The organism is Streptomyces sp. NPDC039465, from assembly GCF_055639315.1.
In genome coordinates, this window is the sequence record NZ_JBVKAP010000019.1 from 1 (window position 1) to 17152 (window position 17152).

Annotated in this window: 20 protein-coding genes and 1 pseudogene; 16 read left to right on the plus strand and 5 right to left on the minus strand. The window is 70.3% G+C overall.

Going from position 1 to position 17152, the window contains the following annotated elements:
• Positions 1 to 273: 273 nt before the first annotated feature.
• Positions 274 to 1185 (plus strand): helix-turn-helix domain-containing protein, encoded by a 912-nt coding sequence (locus ACZ7LT_RS33970; protein WP_471239953.1) that lies wholly within the window; start codon positions 274 to 276, stop codon positions 1183 to 1185.
• Between the two features lie 39 nt (positions 1186 to 1224).
• Positions 1225 to 1911 carry a TetR/AcrR family transcriptional regulator gene (locus ACZ7LT_RS33975; RefSeq protein WP_471239954.1) on the plus strand — a complete coding sequence of 229 codons (687 nt, stop codon included), beginning with the start codon at positions 1225 to 1227 and terminating at the stop codon, positions 1909 to 1911.
• On the opposite strand, the gene ACZ7LT_RS33980 is transcribed toward ACZ7LT_RS33975, so the two are convergent.
• The gene (locus ACZ7LT_RS33980; protein ID WP_471239955.1) at positions 1901 to 2830 is read right to left on the minus strand and encodes a hypothetical protein; all 930 of its coding nucleotides are present in this window, start codon (positions 2828 to 2830) and stop codon (positions 1901 to 1903) included. The genes ACZ7LT_RS33975 and ACZ7LT_RS33980 overlap by 11 nt on opposite strands.
• 243 nt (positions 2831 to 3073) lie before the next feature.
• On the opposite strand from ACZ7LT_RS33980, the gene ACZ7LT_RS33985 reads away from it, so the two are divergent.
• The 4 genes from ACZ7LT_RS33985 to ACZ7LT_RS34000 all read left to right on the plus strand — a co-directional run bounded on the left by ACZ7LT_RS33985 (position 3074) and on the right by ACZ7LT_RS34000 (position 6357).
• A complete protein-coding gene (locus tag ACZ7LT_RS33985) occupies positions 3074 to 4582 on the plus strand; it encodes a DUF4246 domain-containing protein (protein WP_471239956.1) in 1509 nt (502 codons plus the stop codon).
• Between the two features lie 278 nt (positions 4583 to 4860).
• Positions 4861 to 5163 (plus strand): DUF3303 family protein, encoded by a 303-nt coding sequence (locus tag ACZ7LT_RS33990; protein ID WP_471239957.1) that lies wholly within the window; start codon positions 4861 to 4863, stop codon positions 5161 to 5163.
• A 249-nt stretch (positions 5164 to 5412) separates the two neighbouring features.
• Positions 5413 to 5640 (plus strand): isochorismatase family protein, encoded by a 228-nt coding sequence (locus ACZ7LT_RS33995; RefSeq protein WP_471239958.1) that lies wholly within the window; start codon positions 5413 to 5415, stop codon positions 5638 to 5640.
• A 237-nt stretch (positions 5641 to 5877) separates the two neighbouring features.
• The gene (locus tag ACZ7LT_RS34000) at positions 5878 to 6357 is read left to right on the plus strand and encodes a hypothetical protein (RefSeq protein ID WP_471239959.1); all 480 of its coding nucleotides are present in this window, start codon (positions 5878 to 5880) and stop codon (positions 6355 to 6357) included.
• Between the two features lie 24 nt (positions 6358 to 6381).
• Here ACZ7LT_RS34000 and ACZ7LT_RS34005 read toward each other — a convergent pair whose 3' ends face one another.
• Positions 6382 to 7329: a GNAT family N-acetyltransferase gene (locus ACZ7LT_RS34005; RefSeq protein WP_471239960.1), complete on the minus strand. Its 948-nt coding sequence runs from the start codon at positions 7327 to 7329 to the stop codon at positions 6382 to 6384.
• A gap of 295 nt (positions 7330 to 7624) precedes the next feature.
• Between ACZ7LT_RS34005 and ACZ7LT_RS34010 the strand changes: the two genes are divergently transcribed.
• Positions 7625 to 8191, plus strand: coding sequence for a hypothetical protein (locus ACZ7LT_RS34010; RefSeq protein WP_471239961.1), 567 nt, complete (start codon positions 7625 to 7627; stop codon positions 8189 to 8191).
• Between the two features lie 50 nt (positions 8192 to 8241).
• Here the strand turns inward: ACZ7LT_RS34010 and ACZ7LT_RS34015 are convergent, their stop codons facing one another.
• Positions 8242 to 8580, minus strand: coding sequence for an ArsR/SmtB family transcription factor (locus ACZ7LT_RS34015; protein WP_471239962.1), 339 nt, complete (start codon positions 8578 to 8580; stop codon positions 8242 to 8244).
• Positions 8581 to 8713: 133 nt separating this feature from the next.
• Here ACZ7LT_RS34015 and ACZ7LT_RS34020 point away from each other — a divergent pair, with 133 nt between their 5' ends.
• Positions 8714 to 9697, plus strand: coding sequence for a quinone oxidoreductase family protein (locus ACZ7LT_RS34020; RefSeq protein WP_471239963.1), 984 nt, complete (start codon positions 8714 to 8716; stop codon positions 9695 to 9697).
• An 18-nt stretch (positions 9698 to 9715) separates the two neighbouring features.
• On the opposite strand, the gene ACZ7LT_RS34025 is transcribed toward ACZ7LT_RS34020, so the two are convergent.
• On the minus strand, positions 9716 to 10252 hold the full coding sequence (locus ACZ7LT_RS34025; RefSeq protein ID WP_471239964.1) for a DUF6083 domain-containing protein: 537 nt from the start codon (positions 10250 to 10252) through the stop codon (positions 9716 to 9718).
• Positions 10253 to 10428: 176 nt separating this feature from the next.
• Here ACZ7LT_RS34025 and ACZ7LT_RS34030 point away from each other — a divergent pair, with 176 nt between their 5' ends.
• From ACZ7LT_RS34030 to ACZ7LT_RS34055, 6 genes and pseudogenes are all read left to right on the plus strand, one after another.
• Positions 10429 to 10797, plus strand: coding sequence for a DUF6247 family protein (locus ACZ7LT_RS34030; RefSeq protein WP_471239965.1), 369 nt, complete (start codon positions 10429 to 10431; stop codon positions 10795 to 10797).
• A 121-nt stretch (positions 10798 to 10918) separates the two neighbouring features.
• Positions 10919 to 11161 (plus strand): hypothetical protein, encoded by a 243-nt coding sequence (locus ACZ7LT_RS34035; RefSeq protein WP_471239966.1) that lies wholly within the window; start codon positions 10919 to 10921, stop codon positions 11159 to 11161.
• Positions 11161 to 11538 carry a fic family toxin-antitoxin system, toxin component gene (locus ACZ7LT_RS34040; protein WP_471239967.1) on the plus strand — a complete coding sequence of 126 codons (378 nt, stop codon included), beginning with the start codon at positions 11161 to 11163 and terminating at the stop codon, positions 11536 to 11538. Before ACZ7LT_RS34035 ends, ACZ7LT_RS34040 begins: the two co-directional genes overlap by 1 nt.
• A gap of 1569 nt (positions 11539 to 13107) precedes the next feature.
• Positions 13108 to 13443, plus strand: a pseudogene (locus tag ACZ7LT_RS34045) (RHS repeat-associated core domain-containing protein); the annotation flags it as partial.
• Positions 13444 to 13950: 507 nt separating this feature from the next.
• A complete protein-coding gene (locus ACZ7LT_RS34050; RefSeq protein WP_471239968.1) occupies positions 13951 to 14718 on the plus strand; it encodes a polymorphic toxin-type HINT domain-containing protein in 768 nt (255 codons plus the stop codon).
• 16 nt (positions 14719 to 14734) lie between these two features.
• Positions 14735 to 15085, plus strand: coding sequence for a hypothetical protein (locus ACZ7LT_RS34055; protein ID WP_471239969.1), 351 nt, complete (start codon positions 14735 to 14737; stop codon positions 15083 to 15085).
• Between the two features lie 56 nt (positions 15086 to 15141).
• Here ACZ7LT_RS34055 and ACZ7LT_RS34060 read toward each other — a convergent pair whose 3' ends face one another.
• A complete protein-coding gene (locus ACZ7LT_RS34060; RefSeq protein ID WP_471240007.1) occupies positions 15142 to 15318 on the minus strand; it encodes a replication initiator in 177 nt (58 codons plus the stop codon).
• A 657-nt stretch (positions 15319 to 15975) separates the two neighbouring features.
• Between ACZ7LT_RS34060 and ACZ7LT_RS34065 the strand changes: the two genes are divergently transcribed.
• Entirely contained in the window at positions 15976 to 16350 is a 375-nt protein-coding gene (locus tag ACZ7LT_RS34065) for a VOC family protein (RefSeq protein WP_471239970.1), read from the plus strand.
• Positions 16351 to 16493: 143 nt separating this feature from the next.
• On the plus strand, positions 16494 to 17078 hold the full coding sequence (locus tag ACZ7LT_RS34070; RefSeq protein WP_471239971.1) for a hypothetical protein: 585 nt from the start codon (positions 16494 to 16496) through the stop codon (positions 17076 to 17078).
• Positions 17079 to 17152 lie beyond the last annotated feature (74 nt).

Genomic DNA, 17152 nt, shown 5'->3' on the forward strand with positions numbered 1-17152 from the left:
GACCAGACGCAGCCGGCCCGTCATCACCGTCGGCGGCCCGGGCTCCACCCCCCGCACACCACCAGCAACAGACACCTCATCAACCGCCGACATGGTCAGCGCTCCCTTCCGATCCGCTTGGGGGTTACGGAACAAGAGCGTGCACCCGGCGCCGCTGACTACCCAGCCCTCTGTTCTGGCTACCCAACCCCAGGATGGTTCCCGTAAGACTGGTCACGACATGACTACCTTCCCGCTCCCCGATCACCCGCGTGATCAGGGACACTTGGGCCCATGGACACACCATCCGAGCTGGGGGACTTCCTGCGCAGTCGCCGCGCCAGGCTGCAGCCGGAAGATGTCGGCCTCACCCCCCACGGCAGCCGCAGGCGCGTACCCGGCCTGCGCCGCGAGGAGCTCGCCCTCCTCGCCGGCGTCAGCGTCACCCACTACACCCGCCTCGAACAGGGCCAGAACACCAACGCCTCGGACGCCGTCCTCGACGCGATCGCCCGCGCCCTGCGCCTGAGCGAGGACGAATGCGCCCACCTGCGCGACCTCGCCCGCCCCTCCCGCCCCAAGCGCCGCCCCAGCCCGCCGCGCCCCGCCCACGCCCGCCCGGCGCTGCGCCAGCTCCTGGCCGCCATGGACGAGGTCCCCGCCGTGGTCGTGGACCGCCGCAACGACGTCCTGGCCTGGAACCCCCTCGGTCACGCCCTGCTCGGCCCCCACCTGGACCCGCACGGCCCCGACACGGTCGAACACCGCCCCAACCTCACCCGGATGCTCTTCCTCGACGAGCCCACCCGCCGCCTCCACTCGGACTGGGAGGAAGAGGCCCGTACGTCCGTCTCCGCCCTGCGCCTGACCGCCGGCCGCCACCCCGACGACCGGCACCTGGCCGAACTCATCGGCGAACTGGCCATGAAAAGCCCCGAGTTCGCCTCCCTGTGGTCCCGCCACCCGGTCAGCAGCTGCACCTACGGCACCAAACAGCTGCGACACCCCCTGGTCGGCGCGATGGAGCTGGCCTTCGAAAGCATGCAGCTCGCCGACGACTCCGGCCAGCGAATGCTCACCTACAGCGCCGAACAGGACACCCCCTCCGAGGCCGCCCTGCGCCTGCTCGCCAGCTCCCTGCCCGTGCCCCTGACCCTGGACACCCTGACCGACCAGACCTCCTGGTCGCACCCCGAGTCCCGCTGAAGCCCCCGCCCGCCGGGCGGAGTTGGAGGACAGACCCGCATGGAGGGCGCACACATACCCGGCGACAACCGGCCCCTGTGTGCGGTACGGCCGCAAGGGCCGGGCACCGGCCTGCTGCCACAGCGGGACGTACGGGCGGGCACGGTCCGCCCCGGGGGCCGCACCGCACGCACCCGCGCCCGGGTGCTGGCGGCGGCCGCGGAGATCCTGACGGAGAAAGGATTCACCGGCCTGGATCTCGCCCAGGTCGCCGCCCGCGCCGGTGTGGGCCGCAGCACGGTGCACCGCCGGTGGGGGAGTGCGGCAGCGCTGGTCACCGACCTCCTCCAAGAGGCCACCGCCCACCCGCTCCCGCCGCGCCCCACCACCGGCCACCTCGCCGGAGACCTCGCCGCGTGCGCCCTGCACGTCCAAGAAGCCCTGACCCAGGCGGGGCAGGCGGCGCTGCTGCGCGCGGCGATCGCGGCCGCCACCTTCGATGCGCCCGCGGCCGGTGCGCTGGCCCGCTTCTACCGGGCGTGCGACGCCACCTGGGCGCCGCTGGTGGCCCAGGCGGTGGCGGCCGGCGAGCTGCCGACGGGCACGGACGCGGCCGAGACCGTCCGCGCGGTGTGCGCGCCGCTCACGCACCGGGTGGTCACCGGCGCCGTACCGACCCGGCAGGACGCGCTGCGGGCCGCCCGCACCGCGCTGGCCGCGGCCCGGGCCGGCGCGTTCACCCGCTGAACAGCACCCGCCCGGCCGCCGAGGCCCGCACCGCACGCGACTTGCGCAGATCCCGCGTGACATGGGCCTTCTTCAGCCACCGCCCGCTGCCGCCGGGCCCGGCCCGGTACGCCAGTCGCCCGTGCACGGCCAGATAGTTGTCGACCACGAGCAGGGTGCCCGCATCCACGACGACGTCCCTGCGGTTGCACTCCAGCTCGGCCATGAGCGCCCCCAGCGCGTGCCGGGCCGCCCGGTCCCCGGGCACGCCGCTCATCACACCCGGATCGATTCGCAGGTACGGATCATCCTGGGCGCCGGAGAGGACCGCGACCGGCTCGGCGTCGGAGGCGATCTGGAACCGGGGCTCGAACAGCACCCGCCGAAGCGGCGCGGGCAGCCGCACATCCCGCAGGGAGGCGAGCATGATGGGCACCGCGGCCGGGTTGCGGATCCCCAGCAGCGCCAGATAGTCGCAGCGGTAGGGGTGGGAGGCGTCCTCGGTGTGCCACTCCTCCCGCTGAACCGCGCCGCCGTGCGCCCCGCCGGGCAGCACGTCCTGCACCAACCGGCCGCCCTGGCGCCCCGACCAGCCGAACACCTCCCCAAGGCAGCGGGCGAGCAGCCCGAGCAGCAGCTCCTCACGGCGCGTACTGGTCGAGGCGGCGGCCACACTCCAGCTCCCCGGCGTCGGCCCGACGGCCACATCGTCCACCGGAAAGGCCCGCACCACACACGCCCCGGCGCTCTCCTCACGCCTGAAGTCCTCCAGGAAACACCGCAGCCCGGCCGGAAGCCCCTCCAAAAGCTCCCACGCCCCGTCATGGAAGAGCCCGAGCCCCGGATCGCAGCCGGCCTTCTCCAGCTCGGTCACCAGCGTGTTGACCTGGGCGATGTCGGCGTCGGACACCTCGTACTGCGGCAGCCTCTCGTAGCCCATCGGCACCCCTCCCGGCGGTTCCCCCACATGCGGCACGACGCGCACCCACGCACCCGGCAACGGCACGCACATACGCAGCCCCAAAACGCTAACCGCGTCCCGGCCCCCCTGCCCGCAACCCCCCTACGGCGCACCGCACTTGACCAACTTGCCCAAACCGCCGCGCCTGGCGCCGCGGCAGTGGTGTCAGTCGGCTGAAGTATCCTTCCCGCCACCGCGCACCGACTGTGAGGATCAAGAGAATTGACCGGCCTGTCCGCTTTCCCGCTGCCCTTTCAAGCTTCCCGTTCCATAGCGTTCGCGACGCCCCGAACGCTGCGGGAACTTGAGATGATTCAGTGCAGCGCACACATCCGGTCAAAGCCGGGATGGTTCGACAAGATGCACGATGCCGACATCGTCGCCAGGTGGACGCAAGAAGCGGTCGCCCAGGGCCTGACCGAAGCGCAGGTGCGTTACGTGCTTGCCGAACTCCTGCATTACGCCGCGCTGCGGGATGAATCAACCGGCATCGAGGTGTCCGCCGTCGACGGCGTGTGGCAGTCGGACACCCTGATCGACGACAAGCTCAGCTCCCGCCTGCGCGAGGCTGTCCGGGTTCTGGAAGAGGTTCCCGAAGCAGAAAAGGACTGGCATCCCGGATCCGACGGCCAGGTGCTGGATCTGGTGCATCCCTCCCTGTTCTGCCTGGTGAGAGAGGTCAGCGGCGCGCCCGAGCGGGCTTGGCAGAACCCGACGGACCGCTACTCGAAGTACGAGTTCTCGGAGAAGTTCCAGTGGCTGCCCACGGACCTCGACGTCAGTGACGACGGCGTCGTCGACTTCCGTTCGTCCGTCAACAACGTCCACCCCGAGACTCATCACGAACTGGCCGCCGTCCTGCCGGAGCTGTTCGCACGCTTCCGCCCGCTGCTGGAGAACGTGCTCACCGATCTGCGCCATCCACGGCCCCTGCGGATCGAGGCCGATCCTTTCGGGTGGTACGACTCGGAGCCGGAGCACCCGGACGAATCCTCCTACAGTGATGACGAGGCCTACCAGCAAGCCCTCCGTGCCTATGAAGTGGCCCAGGACGACTGGTGGGACAACCGCCGCCCGGTCCTCCCGGACGCCCCGGACTTCACCGCGCCCGAGGTGCCCGACGAATCCGCCCGAGTCGACCTGCGCGGCCGCAGTCTGCAGGTCATCGTCAAGCTCGCCACCATTCACCTCACCCCGGACAAGCCCGAGTACCCCGGCGGTTCCTGGCATGTCGAGGGGATGCTGAACGAGCGGATCGTCTCGACCGGCATCTACTACTTCGACAGCGAGAACATCACCGAAAGCCGGCTGAGTTTCCGGGCTGCGCTCGACGACCCGTACTACGAGCAGAACGACGACAACGGTGTGCGGGACGTCTACGGCCTGGAGGACGAAGACGCCCTGAACCAGATGCTGGGATCGGCATCGACCCCGGCGGGCCGCTGCCTGGCGTTCCCGAACATCCTGCAGCACCGCGTCGGCCCATTCGGCCTCACGGATCCCACCCGCCCGGGATATCGCAAAATTCTGGCGTTCTTCCTGGTCGACCCGTCGGAAAAGATCGTGTCGACGTCCGATGTGCCGCCGCAGCAGCCCTGGTCCGACACCTCGACCATGACGCTTGAACAGGCCAAGAACTACCGCGAAGAGCTCATGCGGGAACGCAAGTTCTTCGTCGACGAACACAACGAGCAGCTCTACGAACGAGAATTCTCCCTCTGCGAGCACTGAACCTCGTGCGCGGCGGGAGCCGGGGTGCGGCGAGCCCTGGCGGCCCGCCGCGCTCTTCGGGACAGCCGTCGCCGTAGCCGGGTGCAGCGGACGGATCCGGCCGGGCGGTCCCCGGTGCCCCCGGGCCGCACCGGCCTGGGGCGCCCCTGTGCACGGACGGTCGACGAGATGTTGCCGCCCCCGTCACCCTCGGTGACGCTGAGCGAGACGCCACCGGGCTTCAGCGTGCGCGCGGAGTGGACCGCGCCGGCCCTGGTTGCGCCGAAGGAGCGAACGCCATGAGGGTCCTGCTGCACGCCCATGTCGACACCGAGGCCGGGAACGAAGCGATCCGCAACGGCACGATGCCGGAGCTGATGAACTCGGTGATGGAGCAGCTCAAGCCGGAGGCGGCCTACTTCTACCCCAGCATGGGCAGGCGCTCGTGCATCTTCGTCTTCGACATGCCGGACAGCTCGCAGCTGCCTCTCGTGGCGGAGAAGTTCTTCAATGATCTCAACGCGGAGGTCGAAGTCGTACCCGTCATGAACGCAGACGACCTCAAGAAGGGCCTCCAGGCCCTCCAGTCCCGCCAAGGCTGACCCCGCCCCGCAACCGCCCCGCCCCGTTCGGCTCCGCGTCGGCGCCGTCGCCCCGGGAGCACGGCAGGCGAGAGCGCCCCACGGGACCGGTCGCCGAACGCTGCCGCCAGCTCGCCCACGGCTTCCGGGCCAAGGGCCTGCCGGTGGTGGCCCTCCGGGTGGAGCGGCCCGGCGGCATCGAGATCGTCAAGGGGACGGTGGGCGCGTTCCACCGCACCGGCCTGGACGGGCACCAGGCGGGCCAGGGGAGTGGACACCGTGGTCGTCGCGGGTCTGGTGACCACCAGGGGAGTGGAATCCACGGCCCGCGCCGCCGCCGACCACGGCTACGACAGCGAGTCCGTCGCGGACGCGATGTCAGCCTTCGCAGCCAACGAGCACACCGTCGCGATCGAACGGACCTTCCCCCGGTTCGAGTCCGTACGCACCACCGCAGCCTCCATCCGACCGGCCCGGCCCACCCTCCCCGGCCCGTGACAACCGCCCCGACTGGCCCTTGTGGTGGAACATCGGTTCCCGCCCGGCCCGGTCTGCAGGCCTGCTCCGGCGGGCCGAGGTGATGCTGCTCGCATGCAGCTTGCCGCCTCCGCCCTCGCCGCCGTTCTCCTGGGCGGCCTGTCCGCCGCCCCAGCCCCAGCCCCAGCCCCAGCCCCAGCCCCAGCCCCAGCCCCCGCCCCAGCCCCGGCTCCAGCCTCCGCCCTGGCTCCCGGCCCCGTGTTCGGGGGCTCCGCGATCACCGACGCCGCCGCCCTGGCCACCGCCCTCGTCGCCAGCAGCCGCTACCTCGATCCGCGGGCCGCTGCCGCCGCCGGATACGTACCCGACCGGTACTGCGTCCCCAACCCAGCCGGCCCCGGCGCCCTCGGCTACCCCCACTTCAACCACGCCTACGACAACTCCCTCGACCCGCGGCGGCCCGCCGCGCTCATCTACGAGGACGGCCGGCACGGCAGCCGCCGCCTGACCGCGCTGGAGTGGGTCGTCGCCGACCGGGACGGCAACACCACGACCGACGACGACCGCCCCAGCCTCTTCGGCCGGCCGTTCAAGGGCCCCTTCCCCGGCCGCTTCAAGGGCCAGCCCGTCCACTACGCCCTGCACGTGTGGCTGTGGAAGCACAACCCCCACGGCATGTTCGAGGTCTACAACCCCACCGTGCGCTGCCTGCCCGGCACCACCCGCCCGAAGGCGTGACCGGCCCGGGCCCCTCGGGAACGGTCACAGAGAGCGGCTGTACTCCAGCCTGTCCGCGAAGTTCTCGTACCCGGCCCTGGTGAACGCCTTCGCCATGGCCGCATTGGCCGCGTCGCAGTCGCCGCGGATCTCCGTGGCGCCGTGCGCCGAGAGGATCCGCGTGCCGCGGATGACGGCCGAGGTGGCGTAGCCCTTGCCGCGATGGGCCGGGGCGACACCGACGAAGCCGATCACCGGCACGCTCGGGTTCTGCGCGGGCAGGCTGATCACCGCCGCGGTGCCGTCCGGGTCGTAGCCGATCTCCCACCACTGCGGCTCGTGCCGCAGCTCGGCCGTCTCCGCGAAGAGCTGCTCGGCGGCGCGCCGCGCCCCATACCGTTCGACGTCGGCGGCCAGGCGGGCGTCGGAGGTGACGGCGAGCAGCTCCTCCAGCAGACCGACGAACGGCCCGGGCCCCAGCTCGGCGAGGCTGCGGAAGGTCAGCCGGGCGTCGTCCGCCGGCAGTTCACCAAGGCTCCCGGGAACGCGCAGGCTGAACCTGCGCCCGTCGCGGACGACCCGGAACCCGGCGGCCCGCAGCAACTCGCCCCGGCGCTCCGGCTCCCGCTGGAACTGCGGCGCCTGCGCGGGGGTGTCGACGACGTGCTCCAGCTCGTCCGCCCCGAGCTCGCGCGCCTTCGCCACGGCCGCCTCCAGCAGCGCGGCCCCCGTACCCGGCGCCGTCGCCTCGAACAGCACGAAGGCGTACGGGACTTCATGCCCGGGCAGCGTCCACAGCACCACACTGCCCACCAGCCGCCCCCCCCCGCCATCCCCGCTGTCCTCGGCGACCAGGCACCACGAGGGCCGGGTGCACGTGGTGTCGAGCAGCTGGCCGAGGTACGCGCGGGTCGTCGCGTTGCGCTCGGTGTCGCCGGGATACTCCAGCAGCGCGGGGAGTTCGTCGGGGCGGGCGGCACGGATCAACGTCACAGGGGAAGCCTTCGCAGGGCAGGGGCAGTTCGGGACAGACAGCCCCGCGAACCTAACCCCCCGCCCGCTACCCGACCAGCCCTTTTCCGCCCCCGGAGCCGGATTCGCGGGCCGGCTGGGGATCAGGAAATCCCCGTTGTGTGGGGTGCAACTCCGGCCGCCGCCGAGGCCTCGGAGGGGGATGGGGTCTCCGCCACGCGGGGGAGACCCGCGCCGTGCCCTCGTTCCCCAGGGCCGTCCGAGTCGGTCGCCCAGGCTGATGAAGCCTGTTCGGCGGCGCGTGACGATGTGCCATATGAGCACTCACGCCGACGACACGACCGTCATCTGCCCCGCCGCACCACCCCGTTGGGCTGTATGGGCTGCGCATCTGACGACATGGGTGGTGCTGCCGAGTGGACTGTGGCGCATTGCCCTGGTGCTCGGATACCCGGCCGGATACACCGACGCCGGCTTCGAGAGCTTCCAGACGGTCGGCGCGAAGGTGTGGATGGTGACGCTCAGCGTGGTCTGCGAGTTCGCAGCCTTCCTCACGATCGGTCTGGTACGGCCATGGGGGGAGGTCGTGCCCCGCTGGATACCGCTGATCGGAGGGCGCAGAGTCCGCCCCATGGCAGCCGTGGTCCCCGCCGCCCTGGGCGCGGCGGCGCTGACCCTGCTCTGGGCCCTGGTCCCCTGGTGGTGGACCGTGCCTCACGATGACATGACACAGACCGGAAGCCTCGTCGTCGGCATCCTCTACCAGCCGCTGTTCCTCTGGGGCCCGCTCCTGGCCGCCGTCACCCTCTCCTACCACCGCCGCCACCGCACCCCCGCCGCCGAACAGGGATCGCCGAGCAGGCCCCGGCGCAGCGGCAACTGAGTGATTGAGTGACAGAGAAGGCGGCTTACGTCGTGTTCCCCTTGGGCCCTCTAGCCGAGGGGATCGGCGCGCAGCACCAGTTCCAGCAGCCCGGGGAAGCGGGCGTCGAACTCATCCCGGCGCAGCCGGTTGACCCGCCTGGCCCCCTCGTCGCGCTGCTCGACCAGGCCCGCTGCGCGCAGGACGGAGAAGTGGTGGCTGAGGGCGGGCTTGCCGACGGGTACGTCGAAGCTGCCGCAGGCCCGCGTCCACTCGGGCGATCCGGCCAGTTCCCGTACGAGGGTGAGGCGTACGGGGTCGGCGAGGGCGGCGAGCGCGGTGAGGACCGGGACGTCGTCGGGGTGGGTGTGCTCGGGGGCTGCCCGGTGACCGGTGCCGCGCGGGGTCATGGCCGGCTCCTTTCCGTGAACGTACCTGCCTGCCGGGGGCGCCGGCCTCTGCCGTCGCTTGCCGAGTGTTCGATGGAAACCATACACTCGCGGGTGTTCGCTTTTGATTGAACAGTCGAGCGGGGAGTGTGGCATGCGCGCGATCGAGTTTGGCCAGTACGGCGGTCCCGACGTCCTTCAGGTGGTCGAGACCGCCGTACCCGACCCGGGCCCGGGTCAGGTCAGCATCGATGTGGCCTACGCCGGGGTGAACTTCGCGGACCTGAAGGCGCGCACGGAGGGCTACCGCGTCGCGGCGCTTCCCTTCCGCCCCGGTCTGGAGGTCTCCGGGCGGGTGCGCGCGCTCGGCGCGGGCACCCGGGGCCTGACCGTCGGCCAGGAGGTGACCGCCCTGACCGACGGCGGCGGATACGCCGAGGTCGCCCTCGCCGACGCCACGACCGTCTTCCCGCTCCCGGCCGGACTCGACCTGCGTACGGCCGCCACCTTGCCCACGGTCCTGCCGACGGCGTACGCCCTCGTCCACGCGGTGGGCCGGCTCCAGCCCGGCGAGAGCGTCCTCGTGCAGGGCGCGGCGGGCGGAATCGGCACGGTGGTGGGCCAGTTGGCGAAGGCGGCGGGCGCGGGCCGGGTGTACGGCGTGGCGTCGTCCGCGGCGAAGGCCGACTACGCCCGCGCGTACGGCTACGACGACGTCTTCGTCGGCGACTTCGAGAAGGCGGTCGCCGAGGCGACCGGCGGGCGCGGGGTCGACCTGGCCCTGGACCCGGTCGGCGGCGAGACCTTCCGCGGCGCCCTGGCCTCGCTCGCGGTCTTCGGCCGCCTGGTCTCCTTCGGTAACGCGAGCTCGGCCGACCCGTGGACCGTGGGCCAGCCCGAGCTCTACCCCACGGGTATCTCGGTGAGCGGCTTCTCCATCCTCACCCTCGCCACCACCGCCCCCGCCGCCCTGCGGGCCCTGGCGGAGCGGGCGTTCGCGACGGTGGCCGAGGGGACCGTCACCCTCCCGGTCACCGCCGAGTTCCCCCTGACGGAGGCGGCCGAGGCGCACCGGCTGATGGGTACGCGTACGAGCACGGGCAAGCTGCTGCTGAACGCCACGGGCCGCCCCGCCTGACGGGCTGCTGGGGCGCGCTCACCCCGGGCCGGCGGCGCGGGCGGCCCGCCGTTCCCGCTCGGCCTCCCACGCGGCGTCCGGACTCAGGCACACCGCCCGGTGCGCCGGGCGCACAAGGTCGCCGGGGAGCGGTTCGATGCCGCACACGCGTACGGCCACGATGTCGACCGGAATGCGGGTGTGCCGTCCCGGGACGGTCTCCAGCCGCCACCGATAGCGCGGGGGCACGTCCCGGGCCGGGAGGTCGCCGAGGGCCAGGTGGACCCACCGGTCGTAGGTGGTGGGGTACTGCCCGACCTGGGCACCGCAGTCGGGGCAGGTCGGCGGCTCGTACGGGGCGACGTCGTCGGGACCGGGCTCGGCCCGGGGAGGAGCGGTGGCGCCCTCCTCAAGGGCCCGCTGGTTGGCGTGGACGTTCCAACAGGTCTCGCAGAGCTCGGCGATGCGCCTGACCCGTCCGCGTTCCCGCACGGTGGGCCCGCCCGCCTGGCAGCTCTGGCATATCCGGCCGATGTCCTCCATGTCCCCCATGTGACGCAGACTCGGCGCTGGCATCCCGGGACGATAGGGCGCAATTGGGTCGCACCGGCGCGTGCCCGGCAGTCAGCTACCCTGCTGGGCGATCGCTCACGCCCCACCCCCAACTCGGCCCTCTCCTCCAGCAGATGCCCACGCTCGGCCCCCGGCCGCACCCGGCTGGACGCCCTGCGCCACGACTCAGGAGCCATCTCATGACCGGGCAACCCCTGTATTTCGACGGCCCCGGCGGGGAGCGACCCCGCCGCGTGCCGCCCATGCCCGAGCGCACCCCCCAGGCCCTGCGCCTGGCCATCCAGGAGCATGCCCCGCACCTGCTGCCCGATTTCGCAGCGCACTGGCGCCGCGCGATCGGTGAGGCCGTCAACCTGACTCCGGTGCCCGCGTTCATGCGCCTGTGGTGGACCGAGTACGCCATCGCCCGCGACCCCGCTCTGGCAGAGCACCTGCGTGACCTCGAAGCCCGCGCCGCTACGTCCGAAGACCCGGTGGAGTCCGCCCGCCTCCTGGACGAGTACAGCCGGCTGCGGCACGAAGCCGCCCAGGCGGAGCCCGGCAGGTGAACCCGCCTCTAACGACACCCACCCCCGCCTCGCACCCCGACGGCCCCCGCCACCCACGGGTTTTCGCCACCCCTGGCCGCGCACCTCCGAGCGTTTGGTAACAGCTGTTACCATCCGGGGTATGGGTAAGACACAGCTGGGTGCACGAGTCGACCAGGATGTCGCTGACCTCGCCAAGAAGCGCGCGGCCGACCTCGGGCTGAGCGTGGGGGACTATCTCGCCCGCCTCATCGAGGACGACACCAGCGGACTGCGCGCCCGCGCCGTGGACGCGGCCTCCCGCTTCCTCGCCGAGCACCAGCACGTCTTCGACGACGCCGAGGACGCCCAGCGCACCGCCCCCGGGAAGAATCGCGCCGCCTGATGGAACTCCATATCGACGTTCCCTGGATCCTCCAGGTCGCCGAGGCCGCAGGAGCCGACGATCCCGCCCCTGACGACTACGGCGTGCCGCTCGCCGCCGTCGCACGCCACCGCGGCGAACTCTTCGAGCAGCCCGTCTACGACGGCCCCTACGCCAAAGCGGCAGCCCTGGTCCACACCCTGGGCCGCTGCCGCTGGCTGGAACGCTCCAACCTCGCCGTCGCCGCCGCCACCGGCGTCATGTACCTGGAAGCCGCGGGAATCACCGTCAAACCCACCCGCGACGACGCCATCGCCCTCAAGGACCTTCTCCTCGACCCGGCCTGCACAGCTGCCAAGGTCGCCGCCCTGCTGCGCTCTTGGCCCACCACCACCTGACCGGTAACCCGTCCTGGAAGCGGTCCGTGCATCGAGTCGCGGCCAGCCAGACGTCAGCACACCCGCGGTCCCTGCGCGCCGGGGAAGGCGGGTAGGGACCACGGGTGCGCGGGGCGGGGCTCAGTAGATGTTGATCACGGTGCTGGCCCAGGCGCCGCTGCTGACAAGTCTGGGCAGGCGGTTGGCGCTCCCCGCCGTCCATCCCGGGTACATGAGCAGACAGCCCGTGGGGCAGGTGGTTGTCTTCGTCGTGCCTGCGTCGTCGGCGTAGGTGACGGTGCGGGTGTCTGCGGGCGTGGTGGCCCAGATGTCGCCGGCTTCCTCTCCGGGCGTGGGCTGGAACTGCTTGTAGAGGAAGGTGGTGCCGTTCCGTCACCGGCGCCAAGCTCGCCGAGTGGACCTACGACACCGCCCCTGGCGGCAAGGGCCTGCCGGCCACTTCGGTCCGCTACGACAACTCCGTCACCCCCGCCGCCGCCTACACCACGGCGGTGACCGGCTACGACACCGCAGGGCGCTCAACGGGCAACACCGTCACGGTTCCCACAGTCACCGGCGAAGAAGAACTCGCCGGCACCTACACCGTCGCCACGACCGCCACACCGGGCAACGGCCTCCCCAGCACGGCGGTTTACAGCACCACCACCACCAACGCCACCACCGCTCTGCCCGAGGAGACGGTCACCAGCCAGTACGGCGCCCAGGACCAGCTCGCCATCGTCAGCGGCACCAACACGGCGGGGACCATCGCCCAGGCCTACCTGCGCGGCGCCGCCTACAGCCCCTTCGGCGAACTCGAACAGGCGCAACTCGGCAACGCCAGCAAGCGGGTCATCCAGACCCTCACCTACGAGACCTCCACACGCCGCCTCATGACCGTGGACGTCGACCGAGAGGCAACCGGTCCTTCCCTGCTGTCGCGCCTCACCTACACCTACGACCCGGCCGGCAACATCACCCGGATCCGAGACGCCCAGAACGACGGCACCACCGTCGACGACCAGTGCTTCACCTACGACTGGGCCCGCCGCCTCACCGAGGCCTGGACCACCGCGGACGCCTGCGCCACCAAGCCCGTGAACGGCTCCGGCACCCCGAACCTCGGCACCGTCGACCCGTACTGGACCAGCTGGACCTTCACCGACACCGGTCAGCGCAAGACGGAAACCCAGCACAAGGCCGGCCCCGTCACCGCCGACACCACCCGCACCTACGCCTACCCCACCACCGAGGGAGCGGCCCAGGCGCACGGCGTCCGCAGCGTCACCGCAACCGGCGGCGCCACCGGAACAGACACCTACGCCTACGACGTCACCGGCAACCTCACGGTCAAGGACACCGCCTCGGGCGCGCCCCAGACCCTGACCTGGAACGAGGAAGGCAAACGCCACCTCCACCATCGCGGGCCAGACCACGAAGTTCCTCTACGACGCCGAAGGCACCCGCATCCTCAAGCGGGAACCAACCACCACCACCCTCTACCTCCCCGGCGGCCAGGAACTCCTCCTCACCCTCGCCACCAACAAGGTCGACGGCACGCGTTACTACACCGTCCCCGGCGGCTCAGCGATCCGCACCAGCAACGACGGCAAGCTCCGCTTCCTCGTCGCCGACCACCACAACACCAACACTCTCTCCGTCAGCGCCACCACCCTCACCTTCAACCGCCGCAAAACCCTCCCCTACGGAGGCGAGCGCGGCGCGGCCCCGGCCTTCTGGCCCGGCCACAAGGGCTTCGTCGGCGGCGACATCGACACCGCCACCAGCTTCACCCACATCGGCGCCCGCGAATACGACCCCACCCTGGGCCAGTTCATCAGCGCCGACCCGCTGCTCGAGATCGACAAGCCCCAGACCCTCAACGGCTACAGCTACGCCGCCAACAACCCCGTCACCTTCAGCGACCCCACGGGCCTCGGCCTAGACGACGGCACCGGCCGTACAGAGCGTCCGGGCAAGAAGACGGGCGAGGGAAGCGGCAAGCCCAGGGGTGGAGGCGTCGGCATCTGCGTCGGCCTTTGTGCCGGGCCGCAACCTACGACCCAGGGAACCAACGGCACCAAGGGCAACGGCGGGAGCGATCGCGGCAACCTGGTCACAGACTTCTTCCGGAACCATGCACGTGTACAGGCTGAGGTATTCGTCGGCCTCGCTGCAAACGTCCCCTACGCTGCCGAACTCGGCGGCTGGCTAGTCGACAGCGACTGCCATAAAGGAGGCGGCGCCGGCGCACCGGGATGCGACTACGGCTCTCAGTACGATGAATGGCTCGCAGAGCTTGGTTTTGACACATCGAGTGACGCCTACCAAGCGCCTGGCCTCCTGCTCGCAATGCTTTCGCACCGGCCAGCAAAGACGAACAAGCCGAATCGGCCCGGCTGCAAGTGCTTCCTGGCAGGCACGGATGTGCTCATGGCGGTCGGGTCCACGAAGGATATTGACAAAATCCGTGTGGGCGACGAGGTTCTGGCCACTGACCCCGAAACCGGAAAGTCCGAACCCCGCAAGGTAACGCAGCTGATCGTCACCGAAGACGACAAGCACTTCAACGAACTTACGATCCAGACCAAAACTGGCCCGCAAAAGCTCACCGCTACGCACGAGCACCCCTTCTGGTCACCCACAAAGAAGGAATGGATCGCGGCCGGCCGCCTGATCAAGGGCACCACCCTCCTCGTCGACGACGGGAAGTCCGTCACGGTTAAGGACAACCGCCCCTATACCACGCACGCCCGCACCTACAACCTCACCGTCGAGGGCCTGCACACGTACTATGTGCTGGCGGGCAAGACTCCGGTCCTGGTTCACAACAGCGGATCGGGCCCTGACCCCACCTCATTCTCGAACTTGATTCCGGCCGATACGCCGGATTGGGTCAAGCCGATTGCTCCCGGCACCGTTCTCTCTCGCTCGGGAAACTATGCATACGTGGTGACCGGCGATGGTGAGCTCGTCATTGGGAAGCGAACGGCTGGGCATGTGAGCCTCGCCCAGGGGAGGGACGTGCTGGCTGCCGGAGAATTCAAGACCAAGGGCGGTCAAGTCGTGTACCTCGACAATAAGTCTGGTCATTATCAGCCTTACGGTGCCCACGCTCAGAGGGCGGCAGTGGATGCCTTCAATAGGAATGGACTTGGTGCTGATGGGAAGTACATCGAGGCGTGGCGGCCTAGCTGCTGACCCGGTCGCAGAGTTCATGCAGGTCGTCCAGAGGGTCCTAGCTATTGCAGAGGAGACCTGCGGCACCGAAGAACTCGAGCCGGGATTGGAGCGTGCTCTTGCAATTTTGCAGGAGAACCCTGGATCGAGAGGGCAATTCGAGAATCGCATGATTGCCCTGATCGATTCCCCTCAGGGGGGTGTCGTTGAAATGGTTTCTTTCCTGATGTATGTGCTGCGTTGGGAGACTGTCCGAGAGGCGATTGAAGAAAGGATCAGACACCCCCGAGGAGACGTCAGCAATCTTCGACTTTACGAGGCCATGCTGGACGCCTTCTCTGATTCCTGGCGCGATCGTGATCTCTTCGCGAGATTCTCTGGGTCGTGAGGCCGTAGCTCTCAGCGTGCGAGCAGATAAGTTGCGAACGTAAAAATGAAGCCCCGTCAGGTGCGTCCGCAGCGGCAGCGGGCCGAGCCGTTGACGCGTCGCCCGTGGACCGGGTCGTACGAGGGCACGGTGAGAGTGGCGAAGACGCGGGGATGGGTAGCGACCTGGTCGGGGATGTCCTTGCCACCGCGCAGGCCGGCGGCGATACTCTGGCGATCCGTTCGAGTTGGTATGGGAACACTTTTCCGGTGCGCAGGAAAGGATGGGCGCCTCGCTAGCGGCGTCCGCTGTGGGTGTTCTCAGGGAATTCAGCGTAGACGTGAGGCTCGGGTAGCAGCGCTCGGTTTCTGGATGTCGGCGGACTAGTGTCCCGGAACCCTTCGACCTGGGCCGCGGTGCACAGCCAGTACGCGGCACAGTCCAACCCGGGCTGTCCCGGCGGGCGATCATTGCGACCACCGCCCGCGATCGGTGGGAACGACAGCCGGTGCGCGTGCTTGACCTGCCCCCCTGATCCGCAGGGGACGCGCTCGCAGGTCGGCCGCGCTCGTCGTGTGATCTCATTGCGCAGGTGACGGGGAGAACGGCGCGGCTGGTCGTCGGCAACGACGAGGGCACGCCGCTGGAGCTGACCGCCCACAGGCTCAGGGCCAGGGACATTGCGCGGCGACGAGCCGTTCCAGGTCAATCATCGGGCCGATTCGGTCACGGGGTGGGCCAGCGGCAACTGCTTCCACATCAGCGACATGGACGGCAACGAGATCCTCGCGGGCGACTACGTCCCCGCCTGCCCTGCCAGGGGACGGCCCTGAAGGAGTGATCGGCGTCGGCGGCCGCATCTAGGGTGGGCGTTCGGGGGAGTTCACCGATCGACCTGACCTGGAGGTGCCATGGCCGACGCCCTGGGGATGAAGTTGAGTGCGATAACGCTCGACTGCCCTGATCCGCTTGCCCTGTTGGCGTTCTATCAGGAGGCCACCGGTCTCGAGCCCCACCCGAAGTCGAACGCCGACTTCGCCGGGCTCAACCGGGAGGACGGGCTCCTCATCGGTTTCCAGCGGGTCGAGGGCTACCGGGCTCCCAGCTGGCCCGATCAGGCCGTGCCGCAGCAGCTGCACATGTGCTTCGACGTCGCGGACCTGGACGGGGCCGAGGCCCGGCTGGTGGAGCTGGGGGCCGGCAGGCCGGAGCATCAGCCGAACGAGGACAGGTGGCGGGTCCTCACCGATCCGGCCGGGCACCCCTTCTGCCTCGTCCAACGCTGAGCCAAAGACCCCCGGCATATGACTCTGGCGATCGCCCGGGAGGGTGGTTCTTCCCGGTTCGCCGGACAAGCGCCCCCGGCTGCCCCATCGTTGCCGCAACAGCGGGCGCTGCGAGCGCCCAGCCGTACGGACGAGGAGGGGCCATGGACTGGCAGAGGGACGGGTTCCCCGCGCACGAGGGAACGGTGGGGGTTCTCCTGGCCGACGGCAGTGAACCGCGCGCGGTCTACTTCGACATGGGCAGCGGCGGCAACTTCCACAAGTCGACCGACTGGTGGATCTACGACGGCACCCTCGGCGCCCCTCGGGCCGAGCGGATGAGGGCCGCCTGCGACTGCGGCTGGCGCGCACAGGCCTCGTACCCGATCGACTGGAGCCAGGTCCGGCGCCGCGAACCGTTCACGTACGACACTTCCCCACTCGCCCAGGACTGGAAGGTCCACATCGAGGACGTCGAGGCGCGGACCGTACCCCTGCCGGACGAGATCACCGACCTGTTGGAGCAGTTGGACCAGCGGCTGGACCGCCTGGCCGAGGATGCTCCGCTCGCCGCGCTCAAGGCCATGAGCGGGCTGGAGACGATCATCGCCACGACCGGGCCGACGGCAGCGTTCATGGCGGTCAACGGCCAGGAGATCCCCTGGCAGCGGATCGCCGAAGGCCTCGGCATCACCGAACCCGAGGCCCGCTCCCGCCTGCGCCGCTACGAATACTCCCGCTGGCCGTGACCATGACAGCGGCCGGGGACGGCCCGTCCCCCGGCCTCCCGCCACCCCGTCGCGCCGAAGGGAGACTGACCGGT

Bases quoted from the DNA above. Each gene is read 5' to 3' on its own strand.
- ACZ7LT_RS33970 (WP_471239953.1), top strand. From the start codon at position 274: ATGGACACACCATCCGAGCTGGGGGACTTCCTGCGCAGTCGCCGCGCC.
- ACZ7LT_RS33975 (WP_471239954.1), top strand. From the start codon at position 1,225: ATGGAGGGCGCACACATACCCGGCGACAACCGGCCCCTGTGTGCGGTA.
- ACZ7LT_RS33980 (WP_471239955.1), bottom strand. From the start codon at position 2,830: ATGGGCTACGAGAGGCTGCCGCAGTACGAGGTGTCCGACGCCGACATC.
- ACZ7LT_RS33990 (WP_471239957.1), top strand. From the start codon at position 4,861: ATGAGGGTCCTGCTGCACGCCCATGTCGACACCGAGGCCGGGAACGAA.
- ACZ7LT_RS34010 (WP_471239961.1), top strand. From the start codon at position 7,625: ATGAGCACTCACGCCGACGACACGACCGTCATCTGCCCCGCCGCACCA.
- ACZ7LT_RS34015 (WP_471239962.1), bottom strand. From the start codon at position 8,580: ATGACCCCGCGCGGCACCGGTCACCGGGCAGCCCCCGAGCACACCCAC.
- ACZ7LT_RS34020 (WP_471239963.1), top strand. From the start codon at position 8,714: ATGCGCGCGATCGAGTTTGGCCAGTACGGCGGTCCCGACGTCCTTCAG.
- ACZ7LT_RS34025 (WP_471239964.1), bottom strand. From the start codon at position 10,252: ATGCCAGCGCCGAGTCTGCGTCACATGGGGGACATGGAGGACATCGGC.
- ACZ7LT_RS34030 (WP_471239965.1), top strand. From the start codon at position 10,429: ATGACCGGGCAACCCCTGTATTTCGACGGCCCCGGCGGGGAGCGACCC.
- ACZ7LT_RS34035 (WP_471239966.1), top strand. From the start codon at position 10,919: ATGGGTAAGACACAGCTGGGTGCACGAGTCGACCAGGATGTCGCTGAC.
- ACZ7LT_RS34040 (WP_471239967.1), top strand. From the start codon at position 11,161: ATGGAACTCCATATCGACGTTCCCTGGATCCTCCAGGTCGCCGAGGCC.
- ACZ7LT_RS34050 (WP_471239968.1), top strand. From the start codon at position 13,951: ATGGCGGTCGGGTCCACGAAGGATATTGACAAAATCCGTGTGGGCGAC.
- ACZ7LT_RS34055 (WP_471239969.1), top strand. From the start codon at position 14,735: ATGCAGGTCGTCCAGAGGGTCCTAGCTATTGCAGAGGAGACCTGCGGC.
- ACZ7LT_RS34065 (WP_471239970.1), top strand. From the start codon at position 15,976: ATGGCCGACGCCCTGGGGATGAAGTTGAGTGCGATAACGCTCGACTGC.
- ACZ7LT_RS34070 (WP_471239971.1), top strand. From the start codon at position 16,494: ATGGACTGGCAGAGGGACGGGTTCCCCGCGCACGAGGGAACGGTGGGG.